The sequence below is a fragment of the Pseudoalteromonas sp. GB56 genome (genome assembly GCF_054923835.1).
Map to the genome: position 1 here is coordinate 2,951,687 of NZ_JBPCHK010000001.1, position 25,039 is coordinate 2,976,725.

24 protein-coding genes and 1 pseudogene are annotated in these 25,039 nt (G+C 45.5%); 15 read left to right on the plus strand and 10 right to left on the minus strand.

The window, feature by feature from the left end; all coding sequences use genetic code 11:
* Window positions 1–13 precede the first annotated feature (13 nt).
* Together ACH19P_RS13700 and ruvX are read left to right on the plus strand one after the other, a co-directional pair.
* On the plus strand, window positions 14–571 hold the full coding sequence (locus ACH19P_RS13700) for a YqgE/AlgH family protein (RefSeq protein ID WP_462159101.1): 558 nt from the start codon (window positions 14–16) through the stop codon (window positions 569–571).
* A complete protein-coding gene (gene ruvX, locus ACH19P_RS13705; RefSeq protein ID WP_462159102.1) occupies window positions 568–1,014 on the plus strand; it encodes a Holliday junction resolvase RuvX in 447 nt (148 codons plus the stop codon). The genes ACH19P_RS13700 and ruvX overlap by 4 nt, the downstream gene beginning before the upstream one ends.
* Here the strand turns inward: ruvX and ACH19P_RS13710 are convergent.
* The 3 genes and pseudogenes from ACH19P_RS13710 to ACH19P_RS13720 form a co-directional block, all read right to left on the minus strand.
* On the minus strand, window positions 974–1,906 hold the full coding sequence (locus ACH19P_RS13710; protein ID WP_462159103.1) for a hypothetical protein: 933 nt from the start codon (window positions 1,904–1,906) through the stop codon (window positions 974–976). The genes ruvX and ACH19P_RS13710 overlap by 41 nt on opposite strands.
* A pseudogene (locus tag ACH19P_RS13715) lies at window positions 1,875–3,012 on the minus strand (PilT/PilU family type 4a pilus ATPase). The gene ACH19P_RS13710 and the pseudogene ACH19P_RS13715 overlap by 32 nt, the downstream one beginning before the upstream one ends.
* Window positions 3,013–3,027: 15 nt before the next feature.
* Complete coding sequence (locus tag ACH19P_RS13720; protein WP_462159104.1) at window positions 3,028–4,077, minus strand: type IV pilus twitching motility protein PilT; 1,050 nt, start codon at window positions 4,075–4,077, stop codon at window positions 3,028–3,030.
* A 30-nt stretch (window positions 4,078–4,107) separates the two neighbouring features.
* Between ACH19P_RS13720 and ACH19P_RS13725 the strand changes: the two genes are divergently transcribed.
* The 8 genes from ACH19P_RS13725 (at window position 4,108) to ACH19P_RS13760 (ending at window position 10,944) form a co-directional block, all read left to right on the plus strand.
* Window positions 4,108–4,797 (plus strand): YggS family pyridoxal phosphate-dependent enzyme, encoded by a 690-nt coding sequence (locus ACH19P_RS13725; protein ID WP_462159106.1) that lies wholly within the window; start codon window positions 4,108–4,110, stop codon window positions 4,795–4,797.
* A gap of 22 nt (window positions 4,798–4,819) precedes the next feature.
* Window positions 4,820–5,665, plus strand: coding sequence for a pyrroline-5-carboxylate reductase (gene proC, locus ACH19P_RS13730; RefSeq protein ID WP_462159362.1), 846 nt, complete (start codon window positions 4,820–4,822; stop codon window positions 5,663–5,665).
* A gap of 20 nt (window positions 5,666–5,685) precedes the next feature.
* Window positions 5,686–6,219: a YggT family protein gene (locus ACH19P_RS13735; RefSeq protein ID WP_462159108.1), complete on the plus strand. Its 534-nt coding sequence runs from the start codon at window positions 5,686–5,688 to the stop codon at window positions 6,217–6,219.
* A gap of 74 nt (window positions 6,220–6,293) precedes the next feature.
* Complete coding sequence (locus tag ACH19P_RS13740) at window positions 6,294–6,731, plus strand: DUF4426 domain-containing protein (RefSeq protein WP_462159109.1); 438 nt, start codon at window positions 6,294–6,296, stop codon at window positions 6,729–6,731.
* A gap of 9 nt (window positions 6,732–6,740) precedes the next feature.
* Window positions 6,741–7,325 (plus strand): XTP/dITP diphosphatase, encoded by a 585-nt coding sequence (locus tag ACH19P_RS13745; protein ID WP_462159110.1) that lies wholly within the window; start codon window positions 6,741–6,743, stop codon window positions 7,323–7,325.
* Between the two features lie 3 nt (window positions 7,326–7,328).
* Window positions 7,329–8,465 (plus strand): radical SAM family heme chaperone HemW, encoded by a 1,137-nt coding sequence (gene hemW, locus ACH19P_RS13750; protein WP_462159112.1) that lies wholly within the window; start codon window positions 7,329–7,331, stop codon window positions 8,463–8,465.
* Window positions 8,466–8,489: 24 nt separating this feature from the next.
* Window positions 8,490–9,008 (plus strand): DsrE family protein, encoded by a 519-nt coding sequence (locus ACH19P_RS13755; RefSeq protein WP_462159363.1) that lies wholly within the window; start codon window positions 8,490–8,492, stop codon window positions 9,006–9,008.
* A 94-nt stretch (window positions 9,009–9,102) separates the two neighbouring features.
* Window positions 9,103–10,944 (plus strand): DUF885 domain-containing protein, encoded by a 1,842-nt coding sequence (locus ACH19P_RS13760; protein WP_462159113.1) that lies wholly within the window; start codon window positions 9,103–9,105, stop codon window positions 10,942–10,944.
* A 77-nt stretch (window positions 10,945–11,021) separates the two neighbouring features.
* Here the strand turns inward: ACH19P_RS13760 and ACH19P_RS13765 are convergent, their stop codons facing one another.
* A complete protein-coding gene (locus ACH19P_RS13765) occupies window positions 11,022–12,077 on the minus strand; it encodes a PepSY-associated TM helix domain-containing protein (RefSeq protein ID WP_462159114.1) in 1,056 nt (351 codons plus the stop codon).
* 170 nt (window positions 12,078–12,247) lie between these two features.
* Between ACH19P_RS13765 and ACH19P_RS13770 the strand changes: the two genes are divergently transcribed.
* From ACH19P_RS13770 to ACH19P_RS13780, 3 genes are all read left to right on the plus strand, one after another.
* Window positions 12,248–12,793, plus strand: coding sequence for a hypothetical protein (locus ACH19P_RS13770; protein ID WP_462159115.1), 546 nt, complete (start codon window positions 12,248–12,250; stop codon window positions 12,791–12,793).
* A gap of 99 nt (window positions 12,794–12,892) precedes the next feature.
* Window positions 12,893–13,300, plus strand: a complete 408-nt coding sequence (locus tag ACH19P_RS13775; protein WP_462159116.1) for a GFA family protein — start codon at window positions 12,893–12,895, stop codon at window positions 13,298–13,300.
* A 43-nt stretch (window positions 13,301–13,343) separates the two neighbouring features.
* Complete coding sequence (locus ACH19P_RS13780; protein WP_462159117.1) at window positions 13,344–13,961, plus strand: DUF1294 domain-containing protein; 618 nt, start codon at window positions 13,344–13,346, stop codon at window positions 13,959–13,961.
* A gap of 292 nt (window positions 13,962–14,253) precedes the next feature.
* Here ACH19P_RS13780 and ACH19P_RS13785 read toward each other — a convergent pair whose 3' ends face one another.
* The 3 genes from ACH19P_RS13785 to ACH19P_RS13795 form a co-directional block, all read right to left on the minus strand.
* On the minus strand, window positions 14,254–14,415 hold the full coding sequence (locus ACH19P_RS13785) for a hypothetical protein (protein ID WP_462159119.1): 162 nt from the start codon (window positions 14,413–14,415) through the stop codon (window positions 14,254–14,256).
* The gene (locus tag ACH19P_RS13790; RefSeq protein ID WP_462159120.1) at window positions 14,406–15,377 is read right to left on the minus strand and encodes a hypothetical protein; all 972 of its coding nucleotides are present in this window, start codon (window positions 15,375–15,377) and stop codon (window positions 14,406–14,408) included. Before ACH19P_RS13790 ends, ACH19P_RS13785 begins: the two co-directional genes overlap by 10 nt.
* Before the next feature lie 84 nt (window positions 15,378–15,461).
* Entirely contained in the window at window positions 15,462–16,178 is a 717-nt protein-coding gene (locus ACH19P_RS13795; protein WP_462159121.1) for an SIMPL domain-containing protein, read from the minus strand.
* Window positions 16,179–16,246: 68 nt separating this feature from the next.
* Here ACH19P_RS13795 and ACH19P_RS13800 point away from each other — a divergent pair, with 68 nt between their 5' ends.
* Both ACH19P_RS13800 and ACH19P_RS13805 read left to right on the plus strand, forming a co-directional pair.
* Window positions 16,247–18,916, plus strand: a complete 2,670-nt coding sequence (locus tag ACH19P_RS13800; protein WP_462159122.1) for a bifunctional acetate--CoA ligase family protein/GNAT family N-acetyltransferase — start codon at window positions 16,247–16,249, stop codon at window positions 18,914–18,916.
* Window positions 18,917–18,923: 7 nt separating this feature from the next.
* Entirely contained in the window at window positions 18,924–19,874 is a 951-nt protein-coding gene (locus ACH19P_RS13805; RefSeq protein WP_462159124.1) for an ion transporter, read from the plus strand.
* Window positions 19,875–19,883: 9 nt separating this feature from the next.
* Here ACH19P_RS13805 and ACH19P_RS13810 read toward each other — a convergent pair whose 3' ends face one another.
* Genes ACH19P_RS13810 through ACH19P_RS13820 form a run of 3 tightly spaced genes read right to left on the minus strand, consistent with a single transcriptional unit; the run spans window position 19,884 to window position 24,989 of the window.
* The gene (locus tag ACH19P_RS13810; protein ID WP_462159125.1) at window positions 19,884–24,359 is read right to left on the minus strand and encodes a diguanylate cyclase domain-containing protein; all 4,476 of its coding nucleotides are present in this window, start codon (window positions 24,357–24,359) and stop codon (window positions 19,884–19,886) included.
* A complete protein-coding gene (locus ACH19P_RS13815; protein WP_462159126.1) occupies window positions 24,352–24,783 on the minus strand; it encodes a GNAT family N-acetyltransferase in 432 nt (143 codons plus the stop codon). The genes ACH19P_RS13810 and ACH19P_RS13815 overlap by 8 nt, the downstream gene beginning before the upstream one ends.
* Window positions 24,780–24,989: a DUF3283 family protein gene (locus tag ACH19P_RS13820; protein WP_462159128.1), complete on the minus strand. Its 210-nt coding sequence runs from the start codon at window positions 24,987–24,989 to the stop codon at window positions 24,780–24,782. The genes ACH19P_RS13815 and ACH19P_RS13820 overlap by 4 nt, the downstream gene beginning before the upstream one ends.
* Between the last annotated feature and the right edge of the window lie 50 nt (window positions 24,990–25,039).

The following is a 25,039-nucleotide window of genomic DNA, read 5'->3' on the forward strand; positions in this document are numbered from 1 at the left end:
GAGGTTTATGCCTATGCAATCATTAACAAACCACTTTTTGGTGGCGATGCCATCACTACAAGACCCGTTTTTTAAGCATGCAGTGGCGTATATTTGTGAACATAATGACGATGGTGCAATGGCGTTGGTGATCAATCAACCTATTGATGTCACAGTCGGTGAGCTGCTGGATAAAGTTGAAATTGATAACGATAAATCAGTACAAGCTGCTGACTATCAAGTCTTTGCCGGTGGCCCGGTGAAAACTGACCGGGGTTTTGTATTGCATACCCCGAAACCCGGCTATTCATCATCGCAAAGCCTTAGTTCTGATATTATGATCACCACGTCCAAAGATGTGCTAGCAAGTCTAACCACGAGTGATGCACCACAGGATTTTATCATTACGCTTGGGTATTCCGGCTGGTCAGAAGGCCAACTAGAGAAAGAGTTGTTAGAAAACTCTTGGCTCGTTATCGAGGCAGACCCAAAAATCATATTTAATACACCCATTAATGAGCGGTGGCACAAAGCCTTAGCCTTAGTGGGTATAGATGCAGACAGGCTAAGCCTAGAAGCAGGACACGCATGAGTAATTCAACAAAAGAAGTCGGTCAACGCAGCGTAATGGGCTTTGACTTTGGCACCAAAAGTATTGGTGTGGCCATTGGCCAGGAACTCACGGGCACAGCCAGTGCACTAAAAGCTGTGAAGGCCAAAGACGGCATACCCAATTGGGAAGATATCAAAACTATGGTGCGGGAGTGGCAGCCTGATTTACTGGTTGTTGGCTTACCATTGAATATGGATGGCACTGAGCAAGATTTGACACATCGTGCGCGTAAGTTCGCAAATCGCTTGCATAATCAAACAGGTTTGCAAGTACAGACTCAAGATGAGCGACTCACAACCGCGGCAGCGAAAGAACAATTATTTGCTCAAGGCGGCTACAGAAACCTTCGCAAAGATAATATAGACAACGCATCAGCTGTGCTTATTCTTGAGAGCTTTTTCGCTCATACTCTGGGCTATTAACTACAGTAATCTTTGTTAAATCAGGAATAAAGCCTGCTTCTTTGTAGGCTTTGCTAATCCTTCCCTGCTGACGCAATATAGCCAGTCCCTTTTGTAATGCGAAAAAGGCCCGCTCCCCATGAGGGTGCTTCTTCGAGATCACAAAATGACGACTGTCTTCAATTAATACGACCAAATTTGGATTCGCTTTAAGTGCGATGTTCTCAAGTTGATAATAGTTGTCGTACTGAGGCATCATCGGCATCAACATAAAATCGACCCACTGCATCGACACCATACGCGCCTGTGCCAGCCACTCGTCTTCTCGCACTAACTTTTTCAGCGGCAATTGCTCAAGCGTCTGCCAATCGCTGCGCCAACGTGGTGTCGAGACCGCGCTGAGCGACTGGAAATCTTCTAGGCTGAGGCTTTGTTGTACCCTCGTGTTATCTGGATGACTGTATACTCCTGCGTAATACTCACCCACTCTGATCACAGGGTCAGAAATATAAACATGTTCCGCAATAGCTTGTGCATCTTTTTGCCAATAACTATCGAAGCTAATCAGTAGTTTCCCCTGCTCTAGCATACGGGTATTACGAAAGTTAATCTTGCCGCTGTGGTACTTAAAACGCGGTTCAAACCCACCTAATTGCAACGCTTGTTGCGCTATGATCATATCAACAACGTCACGTCGAATACGTTTGGTGGAAAACTCAGAGATGGATAAAGGCGAGCGACCATCTAAAAATGCCACATAATCTGTGAGCACATCGTCGCGAATGTAGATATCAACCTTGGGCTCAGCAGCCTTAGTGATGGGTATAGCAAAGAGGATAAGCAACAGGCAGAGCATTGCTCTGCCTGCCACACTTAGAGACTTATTCGTCAATGTCGCCGTCGTTAAGACCATCAACAGTAACACCTTGCAAAAAACCAGAACCCTGCTGCTCGTTATTGCGCAGTTTAATCATCAAGCGTAAGTCATTTGGTGAGTCAGCATGATGCAGTGCATCTGCATAGTTGATACGCTTTTCTTGATAATGTTTGAATAAGGCCTGGTCGAAGGTCTGCATCCCCATCTCAGTAGATTTTGACATCACTTCTTTAATCGAACCAATTTCACCTTTTTTGATTAATTCAGACACCATAGGTGAATTTAGCAATACTTCAATTGCCGCTACTCGACCTTCACCATCAGATGTTGGAATTAATTGCTGAGCGATAATCGCGCGCAGGTTCAATGCTAAGTCATACTTAAGCTTTTCGTGCTTTTCTTTTGGCACAAGGTGCATGATACGGTCGATTGCTTGGTTAGCGTTGTTGGCGTGCAGTGTAGCCACACACAAGTGACCCGTTTCTGCAAAGCTCAACGCATATTCCATCGTCTCTTGCGAACGAATCTCACCGATAAGAATCACATCAGGTGCCTGACGTAACGAACTTTTCAGCGCCGCCTCAAAGCTTTCAGTGTCTAGGCCGACCTCACGCTGAGTAATGATACTCTTGTTGTGCTCGTGGACGAATTCGATTGGGTCTTCGATTGTTAAAATATGCCCTTTTTGATGGCGGTTACGATAACCCAATAACGCCGCTAATGAGGTCGATTTACCCGTACCAGTACCACCTACGAACAGTACTAAACCACGTTTTTTCATGATGACATCTGTCAACACCGAGGGTAAACCCAAGGCTTGAACATCAGGAATGGTCGTCACGATACGACGAATAACCATCCCTGCCTGGTCACGTTGCCAAAAGGCGGAAATACGGAAACGGCCTTCGTCAGTTGCAATCGCAAAGTTACATTCTTTTGAATTGTGAAACTCGTTGATTTGCTTGTCGGTCATTGCTGACTCAACCATGGTAAGCGCTTCATCATCGCTTAAGACATAATCGTCAAGTGGCGTCAGTTCACCATTTATTTTTGCACTCACAGGAAGGTGAGTGGAAACAGAATAAGTCTGATGCCTCAAGGACAATCATCTGCTCTAGATAGTTTGATAACGGCTGTAACATCTTTAACCTATTCTACTACTGGCTTGAAGCGCCAAATTGTGATTTATCGTGTGCTTTTGCTTGCGCTGACTGCGTACTGATAAGCCCGCGGTTAAGCAAGTTTTGTAAACACTGATCCATTGTTTGCATGCCATGTGCTGCACCCGTCTGGATTGATGAATACATTTGCGCAATTTTATCTTCACGGATCAAGTTACGGATCGCAGGTATACCGATCATGATTTCATGTGCCGCGATACGACCACCGGAAATCTTTTTCAACAGTGTTTGTGAAATAACCGCCCGCAGTGATTCAGAAAGCATAGAACGTACCATGTCTTTTTCTTCACCTGGGAATACGTCGATAATACGGTCGATAGTTTTTGGCGCTGAGGTGGTGTGCAGCGTACCAAATACAAGGTGACCGGTTTCTGCGGCAGTCATCGCGAGTCGAATTGTTTCCAAGTCACGAAGCTCACCCACCAGAATAACGTCGGGGTCTTCACGCAATGCGCTTCGCAGCGCCGCATTAAAACTGTGGGTATCGCGGTGAACTTCACGTTGGTTAATCAAACTTTGTTTGTTTTGATGCACGAATTCTATGGGGTCTTCAATCGTCAAGATATGGTCATGACGTGTATTGTTGATGTAATCAACCATCGCAGCCAAGGTCGTTGATTTACCCGAACCTGTAGGCCCTGTAACCAGCACTAGACCACGGGGGTTATCTGAGATGCTTTTAAAAATCTCTGGCGCGCCCAAGTCCTCAAGCGTCAGTACCTCATTCGGGATGGTACGAAATACAGCAGCAGGACCGCGGTTAGTGTTAAATGCGTTGACACGGAAACGTGCAAGGTTTGGCACTTCAAACGAGAAATCCACTTCGAGATTTTCTTCGTATTCTTTGCGCTGTTTATCGTTCATAATGTCGTAGACAAGCCCATTTACTTCTTTGGCTTCCAGCACAGGTATATTAATGCGGCGTACGTCACCATCGACACGGATCATCGGCGACACACCAGCAGAAAGGTGTAAATCCGAGGCCTTGTGTTGGACACTAAAGGCCAGTAATTCGGTAATATCCATAATAGGACTCCACAACTAACTGATAACTTTATGGTTACAATAGCAGAACGACTCGATGCCGCCTATGACAGAATAGCCCAAGCGGCAAAAAAATGTGGGCGTGATTACAAAGACATCAATTTAATTGCTGTATCTAAGAAAAAACCCTTAGAAGATATTTTAGCGGCTTTTGCGCATGGTCACCGAGAATTTGCAGAATCCTATGTGCAAGAAGGAGTTGAAAAAGTACTCCTACTTAAAGAACATAAGAATATAGTATGGCACTTTATCGGTCCGATTCAGAGTAACAAGACCAAAGCCATCGCTGAAAACTTCACTTGGGTGCAAAGTATTGACCGTGAAAAAATAGCTAAACGCTTGAACGAGCAACGTCCAACAAACCTGAAACCACTACAAGTGTTAATTCAAGTTAACATTGATAATGACGAAAATAAGTCCGGGTGCAGTGTTGAAGAACTCCCCAAGCTCGCAGAATTTATTCATAACTGCCGTCAACTTGAGCTTCGTGGCTTAATGGCAATCCCCGCAAAATCGGTCAGTTTCGATGAGCAATTTCAATCTTTTGCGCAATTACGCGCTTGCTTTGATAAACTAAAGACCCAATATCCACAACTAGATACCTTATCTATGGGTATGAGTGCAGATGTGGATGCGGCGATTGCCGCAGGCTCAACGATGGTTCGCGTTGGCACTGCCATCTTTGGTGAGCGTCAACAATAATTAAATTGAGTCGCACATTCGAATAACACAACAATTTGAGGATTCTATGTCACAAAAAACCATCGCGTTTATCGGTACTGGAAATATGAGTTACGCCATTATTGGCGGTATGGTAAAGAGTGGGTTTGCCAAAGAGCAAATCATTGCCACCAATCGTAATCAGGAAAAACTCGCGAAGGTCGCTGCTGACTTTGGTGTACAAACCACCTCAGACAATATTGAAGCGCTACAAAAAGCAGATGTGATTGTGCTGTCTGTCAAACCTCAAATGATGGCAGAGCTGGCACAAACCTTCACCGACGCTGGCGTTGATGTGAGCGACAAAGTCTTTATTTCGGTGGCTGCGGGCATCACCGTAAAACGTCTTCAGGAAATGCTTGGCCAACCAGTGAAAATGGTTCGCTGCATGCCAAATACACCGTCTCTGCTTGGTCGCGGTGTGTCAGGCTTATTTGCCCATGGTACCGATGAACAAGAAAACCAGTTCATCCAAGAAGTATTCGAAAGTACCGGCATTGTAGTCTGGGTAGAAGAAGAGTCACAAATCAATGACATTATTGCCGTGACCGGCTCTTCACCGGCGTATTTCTTCCTGTTTATGGAAGCTATTGAACAAAAAGCCATTGAGTTAGGCTTTAGCGCAGAGCAAGCTCGTACACTGGTTCAACAAACAGCACTCGGTGCGGCTGAAATGGCGCTATCACAAACAGATATTAGTATTGCGCAATTACGTGCAAACGTAACATCAAAAGGTGGCACAACCAACGCGGCGGTTGAACACCTTAAAGCCCAAGGCTTAATTGAAGACGTTGCGGGTGCAATGGATGCGTGTATTGCACGTGCCCAAGAAATGGAAAAAGAAATTTAATTTTTACTGAGGCTTACTAAATGAATGCCATGCATTTTCTAGTTGGAATAGTGTTTGATCTATTCCTTATGGTTGTCTTATTGCGTTTTTGGTTACAGGCTGTGCGCGCTGACTTTTATAACCCATTGAGTCAGTTTGTGGTGAAAGCCACCAGCTTTGCCGTGAATCCACTGCGTAAAGTGATCCCTGGTTTAGGCGGATTAGATCTTGCTTCCCTTGTGCTGGCATTCATCGTTGCTTTTGCGAAAGTCGCCACATTACTTTTGTTGTTTAGTAATGCTTTCAGCATACAAGTAGTGCTGATTTCTGGCGTATTTACGCTCGTGAAAGAAGCGCTACAGCTGCTATTTTGGGTGCTTATCATCCGCGCAATCCTGAGCTGGGTGAGCCAAGGCTACAACCCTGTTGAAGCAATTTTCCACCAATTAACTGAACCTATGCTACGCCCTATCAGAAAAATCATTCCGCCAATCGGTGGCTTAGATTTGTCGATTCTAGTTCTGATTATTGGTTTACAGTTCTTACAGTTTTTATTAATGGATTTAATCGCATAATCACGCTGGGCAAGCACTCGCTTGCCCACTTTCTGATACAATTAAAGAGTTCCACTCACAAAGGAGTAGCTGCTATGAAAGCTTTGCTAACTGGTCTTTTTTTAATTGCTCTGTGGGCATTACCAAGCCACGCTGAACAGCCTAGCGAGCAAGGTGGCCAATATAAAAATCTTGGCAACTGGCAAGTGCACTATATTGCTTTCCCTTCAACATCTATTCCAGCTCAGGTAGCTCGTAGCTACAAGCTTGAACGCGCTGGCGATAGAGCGCTAATTAATATTTCTGTTTTACAAGACAACGAAGCCCAAGCTGTTGAAATCAACGGTGTAGCAAAGAACCTTGTAGGACAAACTGAGAAACTGAAGTTTCAAGAAATCAAAGAAGGCGAGAGCATTTATTACATCGCGCAAATGCGCTTTGATAACGAAGAAGTGTACCGCTTCGAAATTACCTTAACGCAAGGTAATACCGTTGAAGTACTGCGCTTTCACCAAAAACTATACGAAGATTAAGGCGAATTCATGACAACTTGGGTGCTTGCAACAGGCAACAAAGGCAAGGTTGCCGAGCTTAGCGCGCTATTGAGCGATTTGGATATTAGTATCAAACCGCAAAGCGATTTTAATGTCCCTGACGTAGCTGAAACAGGCACTACCTTTGTAGAAAACGCCATTATTAAAGCACGTCACGCCAGTGCACAAACAGGGTTACCAGCCATTGCTGATGATTCGGGTTTGATTGTTGATGCACTTGATGGCGCACCGGGTGTGTATAGCGCTCGTTTCGCAGGCGCTGGCGCAACAGACGCCGACAACATTGATAAACTGCTACAGCAAATGCAAGGGCAGTCAGTGCGCAGCGCACGTTTTTGTTGTGTGTTAGTGCTAATGCGCCACAAAGATGACCCATTACCACTTATCTGCCAAGCAACGTGGGAAGGTGAGATCACCGAATCTCGCAGTGGCTTGGAAGGATTTGGTTATGATCCAGTATTTAAAGTCGCAGGTATGGACAAAACCAGTGCAGAGTTAACCAAGGAAGAAAAGAACGCCATTAGCCATCGTGGTCAGGCGTTACAGCTGCTACTTTCGCAATTGCAGGGTTAACACGTGACCCTGCCTCCTCTTAGTCTTTACATTCACATTCCGTGGTGTGTGCAAAAGTGCCCCTACTGTGATTTCAATAGCCACGGTCAAAAGGGCCAAAAAATTCCCGAGCAAGAATATGTTCAACATTTGCTGAGTGACTTACGCAATGACGCACACTTGTGTTCGGGTCGTCCAATCAAGAGTATCTTTATTGGTGGTGGCACACCGAGCCTACTGTCTGGTGAAGCGATGCAAACCCTGCTCGATGGTGTGCGCAAGCTAACTCCCCTAACTGATGATGCTGAGATCACCCTTGAGGCGAATCCCGGCACAGTAGAAACTGGGCGCTTTAGTGAATATGTGCGGGCTGGCGTCAACCGCATTTCCATTGGTGTGCAGTCAATGCAAGAGGATAAACTCAAAGCACTGGGACGCATACACAGCAGTGATGAAGCAAAGAATGCCGCTCAACAAGCTCATGAAGTAGGCTTGCGCAGTTTTAATCTAGATTTAATGCACGGCTTACCGGGGCAAAGCATTGGTGATGCCCTGAGCGACCTACGCCAAGCCATTGCCTTGAATCCACCGCATTTATCTTGGTATCAGCTGACCATTGAGCCCAACACCCAATTCTACTCCAAACCGCCAACACTGCCGGAAGATGACACCCTGTGGCAAATTCAAGAGCAAGGCCAAGCTATGCTACGCGAGGCAGGATATGACCAATACGAAATATCTGGTTACGCAAAACCTGGCCATCAATGTCAACATAACTTGAATTATTGGCGTTTTGGCGATTATATAGGCATTGGTTGTGGTGCTCATGGCAAAATAACCAAGCCTGATGGCACCATAATGCGTACCGAAAAGGTCAAACACCCGCGCGGCTACATGGATTTAACCAAGCCTTATTTATATCGTGATTGGACCGTCAGTGAAGAAGAGCGTCCATTCGAGTTTATGATGAATCGTTTACGCTTGGCAGAACCCTGCCCAATAGATGATTTCCAAAAATTCACTGGGCTACCCCTGAGTCACATAGAACAACAACTAACAGATGCACAGCAACAGGGACTGCTGAGCCGCAATGACACTCATATTTGTGTCACAGAACGTGGCCATCGTTATTTAAACGAGCTGTTGGAAATGTTTGTATAACAACTAGGAATAACAATAATGAAAATGACCGGCTTACTTCTTACTTCGGTATTACTTTCTCCATTTGCACACAGCGAAGAAGCTAAGCCCGTCATCAACGGCTTTGGCAATTACTTTGATGTACCAAAGCATGCGCCCATCGCTGCGGATACCCAATTTAAAATAGTCTTCGATGTTGCCCCTGCAGCAAAAGCCGGCCAACAAAATAATCACATAAATTCCTTGGCGCGCTTTATCAATATGCATGTGGCGCATGGCGTTAAGCCAGAGAATATCGAGCTAGCTCTTGTGGTACATGGCGATGCCTCGGTGGATGTACTTGCCAATGAGTACTATCAACAACGCTTTGATGCTCAGAATAAGAATCAGGATTTAATCACCCAGTTATTGAAATACAACACGGTGGTGTATGTGTGTGGTCAGTCGGCGACATATCATCAAGTGAAGCCAGAGCAACTGATACCCGGAGTACAAATGGCGCTTTCAGCGATGACGGCCCACGCTCAGCTGCAACAACAAGGCTATACACTGAACCCATTTTAACAATGCGCGTGACTGCGCACAGAAGTAACCCATTAATTTTGTGGTGCGCTTTGCACCACACAACTACAACAAGCGAAAGGATAGGTAATAAACTATGCGTAAGCTAACACTTATCGCGGCTACAATCAGTGCCGCACTTTTGGCAGGCTGTCAAAATACGCAAAGCACAAGCGCGACAGCAGAAGCACCAGCAACGGTGCAACAAGTAGTGCAAAGCGAAGTAGAAAAAGCCAATGCGTTTTTCGAAGAAGTATTTATGCGTAACGTCATGCGCAGCCCGACTTACCAAACCTATATGGGCATTAAAACAGATTACGATAAGTGGGATGACGAAAGCGAAGAGCGCGCATTAGAAGACCTAGCCCTTACTAAGGCCGACCTTGAAACGCTAAAAACCATTAACCGTTCAGCACTTGATGCAACCACACAAGTTAGCTACGACCTGATGCAGCAGAACCTTGAGCAAAATATTGCTGATTTCAAATGGCGCTACCATAACTACCCAGTGAACCAAATGTTTGGTACTCACTCTATGGTTGCCGCGTTCTTAATCAACCAACACACTATTAGCAACGTTGAAGAAGCAAATGCCTACATATCACGTTTAAACGGTGTACCTAAGCTTTTCGAACAACTCAAAGAAAATTTAAAAATACGTGCGAAAAAAGGCATTATTGCACCTAAGTTTGTCTTCCCACACGTCATTGAAGCAAGTCAAAACATTGTCAAAGGCGCCCCTTTTGAAGGCGATACAGATTCAACGCTTCTCGCTGATTTCAAACGTAAAGTGAGTAAACTGGAAATATCACCTGAGCAAAAAGAAGCACTGATTGAAGAAGCGACTTTAGCTTTAAAAGTATCGGTAAAACCTGCATACAGCAGTTTAATTAACTTCTTAAAACGCCTAGAGCAAGTAGCTGATAACCGCGATGGGGCGTGGAAATTTCCAGAAGGTAGCACTTTCTACAACACCATGCTGGAGCGCACCACAACGACAGACCTAACCGCTGATCAAATCCATGCAATCGGTCTTTCTGAAGTCGCACGTATTCACGATGAGATGCGAGCTATCAAAGAAAAGGTTGGCTTCAAAGGCGACCTTAAGGCGTTCATGGAATTCATGAAAACTGACAAGCAGTTCTACTATCCAGACACTGAAGCAGGTCGTGACGCATACCTTGCAGAAGCTGTGCGCGTAATTGACGATATGAAAGGCCGCCTAGATGAGCTGTTTATCGTTAAACCTAAAGCAGATCTAAACGTAAAACGCGTTGAAGCGTTCCGCGAGAAATCAGCAGGTAAAGCCTTCTACCAGCAGCCAGCTCCTGATGGTTCCCGCCCAGGCATTTACTACGCAAACCTTTACGATATGGAAGCGATGCCAACGTATCAGCTAGAAGCACTTGCATACCACGAAGGTATTCCGGGTCACCACATGCAACTGGCTATCTCACAAGAACTTGAAGGAATTCCAAGTTTCCGTAAGTTTGGTCGCTTCACAGCCTACACCGAGGGTTGGGGACTTTACTCTGAGTTACTACCTAAAGAAATGGGCCTCTACCAAGACCCGTACTCTGATTTTGGTCGTCTAGCCATGGAGCTATGGCGCGCATGTCGTCTTGTAGTTGATACCGGCATCCATGCTAAGCGTTGGACTCGCCAAGAAGGTATCAATTTCTATGTAAACAACACCCCTAACGCAACATCTGACGCAGTGAAGATGGTTGAGCGTCACGTGGTAATGCCTTCACAAGCCACCGCTTACAAAATCGGTATGCTGAAAATTGTTGAGCTACGTGAAGAAGCGAAAAAAGCGCTCGGTGATAAGTTCGATATTCGTGAGTATCATGATGTAGTGCTTAAAAATGGTCCTGTGCCATTGAACCTACTTGAAGAAATGGTTGCTCAGTGGGTTGCTAAGAAGCAAGCTGCTTAACACGACTCCAAGTTAAATTAAACGCCGGTCCAAGACTGGCGTTTTTGTTTATAAGATTTAAATTATTGTTGAGCGGGCTATTGTCTACCGCGCCACATGACAATACCTGAAATCACAAAAAACACCGGAAGCAAACACAGCAACAACCACATAAACTGCACTATCGGCCCAGCAAAATCACCGATATGAAACTTGTATTTGAAATTCCAAACCTGAGTAGCCGCATTAGCATTCGCGCCATCGTAGAAATTAATAATCTCAGCGCTATATGGGTTCACCCACACCCAACTATAGGCGTGACTTTCCGAGGGCTGCTGCAAGCGCAGCGCTAATGGTTTATGTTCACCCTTCGGAAAATAAATACGCTGCAAATGGGCATCGGGGAACACAGTTAAACCCACTTCAATTGCTTGTTGTAACTGCCATTGTCCCGCTGCTTCAAGGTCATCAATACGAGGACGAGACTCTACCTCACCTGACATCAAAGCATTCACCACTGCTTGAGTGGGCGCTTTCCAATTAAAGGCGATGCCTGAAAACGCAATCAGCAGCAAAGGCAAAGTCGCATACACCCCAAGCACGTGGTGCACCTGACGGTTAATGACCTTCGCTTTGGCGCGCTTGTTGATTTTCAAACGTTTGAGTCTGTGTTTGGGCTTCACCCACATGTAAAAACCAACCAGCATCACCACAATAAAGCCCAATGCCATAGTCGAGACTATATTTCGTAATGGCATCTTGCCTTTATCATCACGCCAGAGCAGCCAACGGTGTAAGCCCATAGTAAATCCATACAAGGTGCTGTAATAATCATACTGATACAGTACCTGCGCTGTGCTCGGGTCTATGCTAGCGTAACTGCCATCGGACAATTGCGCCTGCCACGCCCAATGTGGGTTCTTCTCCATGCTCACTAGATTCACATCAAGACCCGTTTGCTCCTTAACGCGCGTTCTGAGCGTTTCGCTGTCAATCATAAACTCTGTTGATTGAGCGCGCCACAACTGTGGATTAAATGCCAGCTGGATGTCCTTGGCATATATGAGTACTGCACCAGAAACAGACATAATGACAAGGAAAACACTGATCACCAGGGCAAAGGTCAGGTGTATTTTTCGGGCGAGGCGTTTCAAACCACAAATCCATTTAGCAAACTTGCGGACAATACTAAATGATAATCAGTATCATTTAAACCATTTATCGTTATTTAACGGTTATCTATACGAGTTAGGAAGCTTACAAAACTTCCCTGACAATGGGTTATGTGCGCATAATTAACCTTATTAAAGCGTTGGGGATGCACATGACAACAGATAACAAACCTGTGTACTACTATGGCAAAACACGCGCTCAGCGAGCCCTGAAGTTTATAGCTATGGCTACTGTGTCATTGCTTTATATTGTCATTTTATTTGGTTATGAACACTACACAGGCGAGCAACTCCCGCAGGACTTTCGCAGCGAATGCATTTGGGCATTTTGCATCAGCGCCTTAGTATTTTTTTTCGTGGCTCTTTGGCATATTAAGCATCCAGCAAAATTTGAGGCCATACTTACCCCACAGCGGCTTATTGTGCGTTACCCTAGCCAAGATACGTGGAGTTTTAATGTTGCTGTTGCCGATATAAAGCGATTTGAACATCGGCAATCGCTTAGCCACGCGGGCAAAAGTATAGGGCAACAAGGCATTGTGCTAATTGATGGTACTTTCCACCACATTAGCATGAATTATGACTTAAATATCAACGAACTATTTAAACATGTACGCAAAATTAAAGCGGATATAACTTATCCCAAAAAGGTTAATACGCGCGTTGAGGGGCTATTGGAGCGGGACTATAAAAAATAATCGTTCAGTGCGATGAAAAGACTTTGCTGGGGTAATTGCAAAGGCAGCGTGTCGATATTGGGCAAACATTATTACGTAACATTCAAAGGGAGGTTATTTATGAGTAAACAAATTACAGGTGGCTGCTGTTGTGGTGAAGTCACTTTCACAGTTGAAGACGATTTTAAAATGTTTTTCTTTTGTCATTGTGAGCAATGCCGAAAACTTACTGGTTCAGCGCATGCATCTAACCTATTTACCGCACCTGACAATATCGAGTGGACTAAAGGACAGGATAAAACCAAGCGTTACGAGCACCCTACTCGCGCGTTTGCCCGTGTTTTTTGCACCCATTGTGGTTCTGGGCTGCCCTTTTTGACTCAAAACGGAAAATTTCTCATTGTTCCTGCGGGCAGTTTAGATGAAGAACCCACTAAATCGCCTGACGCGCAAATCTTTTGTGATGAGCAAACGCAGTGGCATCAAAGTGGATTGGCGGCAAACAAAGTTGCTGGATTTCCAAAGTAACCGCTCAGGTAAATAATATCGCCATAAAAAACAGGAAAAGACATTGAGATATCAAGGAAAGTTGACGAATTGGCAAGATGATAAGGGCTTCGGTTTTGTTGAACCTAATGGCGGTGGGCAACGCAGTTTTGTGCATATAAAGTCTTTCACGCAGCGCAGCCGCAGACCAATGAACGGCGACATTATTGCCTATGAGCAAATCAAAGAGCGTAATGGCAAATTCAAGGCGGTCAATGTCAGTCTAGCCAGTGATAGAAAGCGACAAACAAAGACAAAAAGTGGCCATAAATCGGGGAGTTTTGCAGGCGTTGTGGCAGCCATATTTTGGCTATCGCTAGGCGTCTTGGTGTTATTGAACTGGCTACCGATTGAGATTGCATATCTTTATGTTGGCACCAGCGTTATCACCTTTTTTATGTATGTATTCGACAAGTCAGCAGCCAAAAAAGGCCGTTGGCGAACACCAGAAGTTCAACTGCATGTTTGGAGTGTGATAGGTGGTTGGCCCGGCGCACATTATGCACAAAGCAGGCTACGCCATAAATCCAGTAAAAAGGCGTTTAGGCAGGTGTATTGGCTGACCATCGTCGTTAACCTATGTGCATTTGCCTGGCTGTTAACCGTGCAAGGGCAAACATTACTCGCCACAGTCATTGGCTAGTGGCTTCAGAAGCTAACAATGATGCAAACGCCAACGAACAAACTCAAAATAGGTCTGCACATTTAAGTAGTGAGCGCGTGCATTAAAGCACATGAAATGGTGGGCGAGTCAGCCTGTTTATCACGGGATTGGCGTCGCTATTTTTGCTTTGTGCAAAGCTTGTGTGTAGCCAACCTATTTATTTTTTCTTCACTAGCAACCACTCACCAGCGCCAGTATTCCACATATACAATCTTCCTAGCTAGGCTTTAGTAGAGAAGTTTATTGGCTTTACCAATTCGGTGCACATGGGTCAAAGTTGGGATTCAGCTGAGAGCACATAAGCTTCTTGAACCACATATTCCATCGTTTGTAGCTCACCTAGTTCCTTAATCTTTGTGAACATGTCTCGCGTACGGCGCTCATTTTGCAACATCAATAGCTGCGCTTGTGCAAAATCTTGATTCAGACGCATAAGCGCACTTCCTTTTTCCTGTACCCGCTGCAACAACACGTCATCATTGAAGTGTTCATACATTCGCTCCTGAATGGCCAAACCAATAAGCTTGGAGAGTGCGGTGTTCTCCCCGTCTCTAATCGCTGACCAACTTGAATACAGACTTCTTTAATATCCAGCCGATTTAAGCCCGCCCCCTTGCATAGCGCCATGATCTCGTTATAAGGCATATTTGTCGACGCGGCCATCAAGCCCATGACTGTCATTTGTTGGCCGATGTCAGATTGTACTGGAGTCGCACGCACCGCCTCTTCAAATAGGGCGAAATGCTCGCCCCAAAGCTCGTCGTAAACGGGGGAAAGTGCAGCCTGTCGCAACGCAGAAATGGCCATTTCTTCACGTTGATGATTAATATGGTCAATCGCGGATAACAGCCAAAATGCACCGTTTTGCCCATGTATTTCAGTGCCGCGGGCAAAGATGCTCGGCGCACATTCAGCGTCTGAACTCAAACATGAAAGCATCAAGTCGTAGTACACCACTTGATTACTGGGGTTATCGTTTGCTAATTGTGCCAGCGTCTGTGACTTCCTCTTTGGCGTCAGCTCAGCAACACTGCTGTACGCCCACTGGCTGGCTAATGCATTGGATTGCTTAAACTGCTGAACAAAATCAACATCTTTGGCTTGCAGTATCTTTTGTTCGAGTGCTGCATTAACGCCATCAGCCTTGTCACATAGGCGTATTTCATGTGTTTGAGCAGACTCCTTGCTTGCAAAGTCCAAGTTGGCCGAGGCTGCTTCGACTCTCTCCTGCGCTTCGCTCTCTTTGTCTGTAAATGGAACAGTGAGTTTTGGGGGTTCCGCTACAGGTGTTTGTTGCGTCTGCAAGCCACTTGTTATATCTGTACCCAGCCAAAACACGAACAATACAGCACCTATAAGCAACGCCAAAGTACCGACGACGAACTTCCTTGTCATATTCCACACTCCACTCAGTATTATGCGCTTTAAAGCTCAGCAATTGAGGTCTTACTCACTTTCACGCTACCCCAATTTGTACCTTTAATCTACCAAGTAATATTCAATAGTGCTCACCACCCTGACTTTTTTAAGGTGAGGCGAGTTGGAATCTCTATCGAAAATACTAAATTGGCCTTGGCGCGCAGATTTTATCTTGCCCAGTGTGGAATCAGAATCAGATGCAAACTTTTGTGCCACCTCGCGAGCATTGTGTGTTGCTTGCTCTATCATTTGCGGCTTGATGTCATTCAGACCTGTGAACAAATATTCGATACGATTAGTATAACGGTCACCGCCAACAGCAATGCCCTGCTTAGCTAACTCACTGATTTGGCTGCTGGCATGGCGTACCTTTGTTGGGTCATCACTGTACACCGACATATTCGCACTCACTAAATAGCGCAGGCCAATCTGCTCGGGGCCATATTGCTGAGCCTTTTTATCGATAACGGTAACTTGGCCAACGGATATTTCATCCTCATTGAAGCCGTGCAGCTTCAAAAAGGCCACCACCGCATTTTGCTTTTCTTCCAACGCACTGGTGACTTCATCCAGTTGATTACCCGCCTCAGTGAACACGATGGGCCAAATTGCCGTGTCTGCTTCTACTTGAATTTCGGCCAATCCTTTTACTTCGACAGTCCTGTCCATGGCTTTAAATTCGATGATGGCGCTGTTAATCAAAATGCCAATTGAGGCAAGCCCCAACGCCAGTAAAAATGCAGGTAAAATATTGATGTGCGTTATACTTTTGTGCATTGGTGCTTCCTTTTTGCAACAAGTGTGAGACTATGATTCGGTATTCAGTGTACCAAAAAGAGTGAGCTATGAGCGTAAAACGCATTAGTCAGTTCTTCAACCCCAAATCTATCGCCGTTGTTGGCGCATCAAATAATGCCTCCCGTCCGGGTTATATTGTCATGCGGAATTTGCTTCAAGGGGGCTTTAATGGGCCAATTATGCCCGTTACCCCCAAATACAATGCCGTGCACGGGGTACTTGCCTACCCAGACATTGCTTCGTTACCGCAAACACCCGATATCGCGATTATCTGCACCAACAAATCAACCATTTTGCCACTTATTTCCGCCCTTGCTGAGCAGGGCTGTAAAAATATCATCGTGATAGCTGCAGGATTAAACGAACAACAAAAAGATGCCCTCTCCATACACTGTAAAACACACAAAGTGAACTTATTAGGCCCTAACTGCTTGGGCTTGATGATCCCCCACTTAGGCGTCAATGCCAGCTTTTCTCATACCGTAACGCGCCCAGGCAAGGTCGCCTTTATCTCCCAGTCGGCGGCGGTATGTTCCACCATTTTGGACTGGGCCCAACACAAAGACATCGGCTTCTCTTATTTTATTTCTGTGGGCGATTGCGTCGATATCGATTTTGGTGAACTGCTGGACTTTTTGGGGCGTGATTCGAAAACCAAAGCCGTACTGCTATACATAGATAATCTCAAAGACATTCGGGGCTTTATTTCCGCGGCGCGCGCAGCTGCCTTCTCTAAACCTGTGATTGTGATTAAAACCGGTCGCACAGAGGCTGGTGCAAAAGCGGCACATGCCCACACCGGCGGCGCCAGTAGCTCGGACGCGGTGTATGATGCGTTGATTCAACGTGCAGGGATGCTTCGCGTAAACGATTTACGTGAGCTTTTCGCCGCCACGCAAACGCTGGCTTTGCACCCCAAACTACTCAAAGTTGAACCTTTATGTATTCTCACCAATGGCGGCGGCCCTGCGGTGATGGCTGTTGATAGCCTAGTGCAAAGCTCTGGTAAGCTATGTGAGTTAAGTGAGCACACACTGACAGCGTTAAACCATGTCATTCCACAATCCGATAGTACCGATAACCCAGTTGATATCTTTGGCGACTCCGCGCCTGAGCGCTACCAAAAAGCACTCAAAATATTACTCAATGCACCAGAAGTTGAAAATTTATTAATTATTCACACTCCTTCAGCCTTAGCACCCAGCACTGAATACGCCCGAATCATCGTCGAGACCTTATCGAAAATTGATGTCCGTAAGCGACCGTTTGTAATGACCAATTTCATGGGTGAGGAAGCCGCATACGAAGCACGCAAAATTTGTGCTCAAGGAGGTATCCCCACCTATCGCACCCCTGAAGGCGCGGTGGGTGCATACATGCACCTTATTAACTATCGCCGTAACCAAAAACACCTAACACAAACGCCTGAATCGATTGTTGATGAACTCAACATTGACCACAAGGCAGCACAAGCCAGCATTGCAGCTCATTTGAGCCGTAAAGAGAATTACTTAAGTACTCACCAAGCGGCGCCTATTTTGGCTCATTACGGCATCGAAACAGTTACAACTTACATTGCCACTACACCAAGTGAGGCTGCGGAAGTCGCCGCAGAGTGCGGCTTCCCTGTGGTGTTAAAGCTTATTAGCCCTGACATTGCCAGTAAATCGGAAGTGGGTGGTGTCGTGCTTAATCTCAGCGACGAGCACGAAGTAGAGCAAGCCGCGTTTGCTATCTTACTGCGCATCAACAAGGTCTATCCTGACGCTCGTATCGATGGCTTTTCAATCCAACCCATGGCACCGCGGGCGGGCGCGCATGAGTTAAGAATTGCGATTAAAACCGACCCACAGTTTGGGCCGGTTATTTTACTCGGTGAAGCAGGCAGCGCCCTTGATTACTCCCAAGCAGCTGTCGCATTACCGCCTTTGAACATGAACTTGGCGAAGTACCTGATTGCTAATGCCCAAGACAAAGGCGTGCTCAAAGAACGCACCTTGCCGGATAAAGTCGACAAATACCGTTTATGTGCGCTGTTGACGCGTGTTTCGCAACTGATTGTCGACCAACCTGACATTTCTAGTCTAGAGCTCAACCCTCTTCTGGCAACACAAGGACAATTTTTGGTGCTCGATGCCTGTATTGAAATCACAGCCTATCAGCGCCTCTCTTACCGAAAACGTTTGGCGATTCGCCCCTACCCTAAGGAGTGGGAGAAGACCATCACTCTCAAAGATGGGTCGCAGGCTCTATTACGTCCTATTCGCCCCGAAGACGAACAGGCGCACAAGCGATTCGATGAATCTCTCAGTAAAGAAGACAGATACAGCCGCTTCTTCGGTGAGATGCCGCAATTTACGCATGATCAACTCGCGAAGATGACACAAATTGATTATGACCGAGAAATGGCGTTTATCGTCAGCAAAAAAATTGACGGTGAAGATGTGACATTAGGAGTATCACGCGTGTTAATGGACCCAGATAACCTCGTCGCCGAATTTGCGATTGTTGTTGGCTCAAACCAACAAGGACTGGGGCTTGGCCGGATTTTGATGAATGCAGCGATAGATTATTGCCAGCGCCAAGGGGTGGGCAGTATTGAGGGGATGACGCTGTTTGAGAACTCAGGCATGATAGAACTGGCACGTAAGTTAGGGTTTACTATCAAACGTGACTTTGAGGAAGGAACCATACATATGAGCAAACAGCTAAATTGAAGAAACTATGAAAACACTAAGATTAAAACTAGCGGATGTATTTGACGCTCGAGGTCAGTCAAAACGTTGGGGCTATTTGTTCGATGGCTTCTTAATGATCCTCATTTTTGCTAACGTTATCGCTATTGTCATAGAGTCAGTGCCACACATTGCACAACAACACATGCGTTTCTTTGTGTATTTTGAACTTGTTTCTGTGGCTATTTTCACAGTGGAGTACCTTGCCAGGGTATGGGCAAGCGTTGATTTGGACTGCTTCAAAGACACCAATTACACCCACACCCAACGACGCCTTCGTTACATAGTGTCACCACTTGCGTTAATCGATTTATTGGCTATTTTGCCTTCGCTGCTAACCTTCTTCGTGTCATTCGATTTACGTTTTTTACGCGTTTTACGATTGTTGCGTATTTTCAAGCTCACCCGTTATTCGCGAGCAATGCAATTGATGCTAAACACGATTCGCGAAGAAGCAAGTTCGCTCACTGCTGCGTTTTTCATCATGACGGTGATCTTAATCATCGCTGCAAGTGGCATTTATTTGCTAGAACACGATATTCAACCGGATAAATTTGGCTCGATCCCCGCAGCTATGTGGTGGGCACTTATCACTCTGACTACAGTAGGTTACGGCGATGTAGTGCCAGTGACGATGCTCGGTAAGATATTCGGTGGCATTATAACAATTCTCAGTATGGGCATGGTCGCGATTCCTACCGGTATTCTCGCCTCGAGTTTCTCTGACCAGCTGAGGCAAAGACGCAGAACCTATAGCGAAACTGTATATCAACTCATGGAAGATGGGGTGATTTGTCACGATGATCGTACTCACCTAGAGGAGTTAAGACTCGAACTAGGATTAAGTACCCAAGAAGCCGCACAAATCGAAAAACAAGTGCGCACAACACACCCAGTGTTAAAACGCTTCTGTCCGCAGTGCGGCCATCACTTAGAGTAATACGCGCGTTTACGCTTCCACCAGCAATTGTGCGATGTTATCACCGTGGCACGGTGCGTGAACTGCTTCCCCTTGCATTAAATTACAACCTAGACTCAGCAGTTTACGCTGTTGAGTCGCACTCTGTACTCCCACAGCAATGACATCAATGCCCATAGCAGAAAAAATAGCCATATAACGTCGAACCTTAGGATTGACGCTATTGTGGTTACAAATTTCAGCCGTAATCGTCTCGCCCAGCTTCACCTGCCCAAACAGCTCTTCCGCAAACTCAGGAATGCATAAGTCTTCGATGTCTTCTATGTGTAAGGAGACCCGCACACCTTCGCTTACGAGATCTTGCAACACCCTTTTACAACGCTCTTCCATACGTTGCCAATCCTTTACTGTTATCTCCAGGGTTAGGTAAGGCAACGGGAAGTCATAACTGTGCAGTAAGTGAATGACATCGCCCATGCTGCCAGGCTGCGAAAATTCGCGACCACTGATGCTCAAACACAGACTTAACATAGGTTGCTGACGATGCCATACCCGACACTCTATCACCGCTCGCTCAAGGGTTTGGATAAGCAGCTTGGTCCATAATTCAGGCTTGCGAATATGTGGTAAGAACTCTTCTGGAGGCACAAGGTTATCTCCCTTTTGCCAGTACAAAAGCACAGAAAAGGCGCTAAGATGCGACCCGTGCATCCCATAAACACCTTGATACATATTAATAAAATCAAATTGCTCACACGCTTTGATCACATCTCGTTCGGTGTCAATGCTACGTTGCACCGCAGCATTTATTTCTCCTTGAAAGAAGTGGCATTGATTCACACCAGAACGTTTCGCCTGATATATAGCAAGATCTGCGCATTTCAATAATTCTTCGCTCGAACGCGCGTCTTGTGGGAATAATGATACCCCTAAACTCACCGTGACACTGTGCTCCATCATGCGCTGTTTAAAGGGCTGCACGAGCACATCTCGTACTTTTGTAAACACCGTTATAACTTGCTCGACGTCATCAATATCTTCCAACAGCAAGGCAAATTCATCACCATGAACACGCCCCAAACTATCTTGCGCACGCACTGTTCTTTGTAGTCGGTAGGCTAAGCTCAATAACAACTGATCGCCACTATCAAAACCTTTCTTATCGTTGATTGCTGCTAAGTTAGTCAGGTTGATAAGAATTAAGGCGCAACCACTGCGATTGCGTGCAGCTTGTTCCAGCGCGTGTTCTACTCTGTCCATAAACAAGGCGCGGTTTGGAAATCCAGTTAAACTATCGTAGTGGACGCGTTCACGCTTACTTAGTAATGCACTTTTCGGTTCACTGATGTCAGTCATCATCACAATGAAGCTGGTCGCATGTTGTTCGTTGTCAGCTACAGCACTCATTTTTAGCAATACAGGTACATGTTCACCATTTTTAATAACCACGACCTCTTCGCATTGATAATGCTCCCCCACCCTTAAGCCACTGAGGATACGCAAGTAATTAATTCGGGTATTTTTCGACAACCCTAACGTTAAACGGCGTGAAGAACGACAACTCGGTGTGTAATTGAAATGTTGTCGCAACGCCTTATTGGTCGCGGTGATGCGCAATTTGTGATCGAAAATGATGACCCAATCACTGGTTTGTTCAAATGCAGCGCCAAATAATCGGGCATTTTCTTCAAACACCAATTCACGTGTCATGTTGGTGTAGGTGCCTGCAACCTTGATAGGATGCGCCCCATCCCACTCCATCACCTTGCCAAAGTCTTTATACCAGCGCCATAAGCCAGAGCGGTGACGCAAACGATAAACGCAGTTGAAGTACCCTTTATCGGTTGAAAGGAATTCCAACCATTCAATCCTGAATTTTTGCCGCTCGTCAGGATGAATTAAGGCAAGATAATCATCAAGTTGGCAATGCTCATAATCATACCCCAACTCTTCACGTAAACGCGGTTGATATATTTTACTGTCATAGCTATGCCAATCCCATACCCCAGAATGGCTGCCTTCTAGTGCCAATTTCAAACGTGCCGCTGATTCTTGGCTTTGCTTATGCGCCGCCATCAGCATGCGCTGCATAAAGTTGCGACGATACAGCCATGCACTAAACAAACTAATGATGATAATAATATAGAGAGTAATGTATCCAGGTGAACTCCAAGGCGGATACGCGACATGTATAGCGAGTCTAGCTGGCGTGGTGAGCTCTCCTGTGAGCGGGTCTTGCGCCCACACTTTAAGTATATGCTCGCCGGGGTTTAGCTTTGAGAAAACAACTCTATTGTTATCTCGGGTAAAACTCTTTTGTGAGCCATCCAATTGGTATTCATAAATAATTCTATCTTGGTAATTAAAAGCCATCGCACTGAATGAAATTTCCAAGCCCACATCATCATGCGCTAAATACACCTGCTTCAGCGGTCCTAATACCGGCCTTTGTAGCTCTTTATACATCAGTTCAGCGGAGGTGAAATTAACTTGTTGCAGCAAGGGTTGATTTGGTTTGTTTTGCTCCGGATAAAAAAGCGTCGCACCATGAACGGAACCGAATAACAAGCGACCATCAATTAAGTCACTCACAGAACTTGGGTTAAACTCGTTGGTTTCGAGCCCCTCTTCTTGGGTGTAGTGCATGAAGTGTTCGGTCATTGGATTAAAGCGCCACAAACCTGTGTGACTACTCATCCATATTTGGCCCTGTCGATCGCGCACTAAATCGTACATCAGGTTACTTAAACCACGCCGTTGCAAATCCAAATGTTTAATAAATTCAAAAGTAGAGGCGTTAAGTGCGACCAATCCGAAGTTAGAAAACGACAACCACAGTACATTGTTATTATCTATTGCATATCCATTGAGATTGATGGCTAGATTTTCATTTGTTTTCGGTACCTCAAATAACAGCTCTAAACTGCGCGGCTCTGGGTCAAAGCGCATTAAACGGCCGTTTGCGAAAAATATTGGCGAGTTGGGTTTATCTGGTAAAGGTGCACTGAACCCCAGTGCCGAAAAGGGTGCGTAGTTAGCTAAATCGCCTTCAAGTGGGGTTAGCGTTGTCGATTCAATATCATATTGGAAATAGCCATGATTCTGATTAACACCGTATAAAGCTCCGTCTTCACTTACGTACAGTCCATGTAGCCACCCTTCCAAGAACCCCTGCATTTGTGGGTCTCGTGTAACTAACTTGCTTAATTGCTGTGACTGCAAATCATAAATAAACAAACCACGAGTGGTATTCATCACCAACTGCTGTTTATGCAAGATTAAGGTGAAAATACTAAATACATTATCAAGCTCATCACTTAAGAAATTTTTAAATTTCACTTCACTGTTCAAGCTAGCAACATCAACAAGCGTCAACCCATTGTGAGTGCCCAAAAACACAGTATCGGCATTTTGCGCTGTGCTCCACACGTTAGTATGAGATAACCCATCGCCTTTGAGTGTATCTGGCGATAAGTTACTAAAAGCAAATTGTTTATTCGGTAAGAAGAATGCCCCATCGCGTTTGGTTCCCACCCACAAATCGCCTTGTGGTGTTTGCTTCACTGTGGTGATACTGGCGTCAGATAAACTGAATGGACTGTTATCGAGTTGACGATGACGCTCCAAAGCATGGGTGTTAATATTATATACAAATAGTCCTTTATCCGTTGCCAGTAACAACGATGATTTATCTCTGCGTACTACCTGCCATATATTGAGATCGGGCAGTAACGTTTGCGCGGAGAATTCGCTATCTGGCTCAGCAAAACGTTGCGCAATATCGGTAATATCAACCTGATAAAGACCTTTGACCGTGCCGACAAGGAGCGTGCTGTCATCTGCCAAAATGAAGGATTTCACGTTGTCTTCATGTATGCCCTGAACGTGACTCGGTAGATGTTGCAAACGCCTCACAGACTCGGTATTCAAATCATATACATAGGCGCCACGGCTGGTCCCAACAAACACATAATCTCGATACCGAAAGAGTGTACGAACGAGCGCTCTACTTTGCGCGTTACTGACTTTGAAGAGGCTAGTGACTCTGCCACTAAGAGGGTTGAGCAATGCTACGTCTTCGCCACGCCCTAACAGCATCTTATTTGGTGCAATAGACAACATTGAAAAAATGGCTGTGGCAAAACTACTGTCCGTTTCTTCATCAGGCACGAGTACTTGTTCGAGTAAACCGGCCTCAACGCGATATCTAAACAAACCACTGAGAATAGATGAAACCCAAATATCCCCGCTTTTATCGATATACAGAGTGTCAATCATGGCATCTTCAAGACGCACAATGTCGCTCGATACAGGTTCAATAGTGTAGCCGTCATACTTATTTAAGCCTCTCTCTGTGGCAACCCACAAAAAGCCCTGCTTATCGATAACAAAATTGCTGACTGTGTTGTGAGAAAGTCCCTCGCTGACAGACAGTCGTTGGACTTTAGCCCATGCATTGTTGTGCATCACTAAGACGCAGAACAGCAACACGAGCAGCCTAGCCATGAGCAACCTCATCAAAGCGATAAGGAAGTATTTTTCGCCCTTGGTTTTGGTAAGTTAATAGCTTACTTGTTAATGCGCTAGGAAGCGTTTGGGGCACAGGAATGAACCCCAACTTGGTGTAGAATTCTGTGAGATGTTGATAAATAAAGCTATAAATTGGCCCCGTGTGTTCGGCACAAATTTGCCGAATAAGTGCGCTAGCTTGTCCTTGGTTACGGTGCTGAGACGCAACGTACACGCCACATAAAAAAGAATTATTATCAATGTTGGCGACTCTAGCCGCCGCAATAATCGTGTTGTTACAACGAGTCACCCATACTTGGTCTTGCTTTGTAGCTCTCCCTCTCGCGCCAACTTCATCATAAAATTTGTTGACCAAGGGTGTTGCAAGTGGCGGAAGTCGTTGTACCAACACAGATGTCATCGCGCCGCACTCATCATCGCAAGATAGTGCTCAAATTGTTGTTTCAAATAACCTTGCTCAGATATGGGGCGAATATTGATGGCCTCATAAACTTTGTCACGCCCATTCTTCCCGCGCATAATTTGATACGCCCAAAACGACGCTTCGTAATCTAGCTGAATACGGTATTTGTCTTCTCTGGGAAGGTGGCACAAATTGTAACTCATGGCTTTCACACTATTTATCTACGAATACACCACATACTATACCAGAAGCG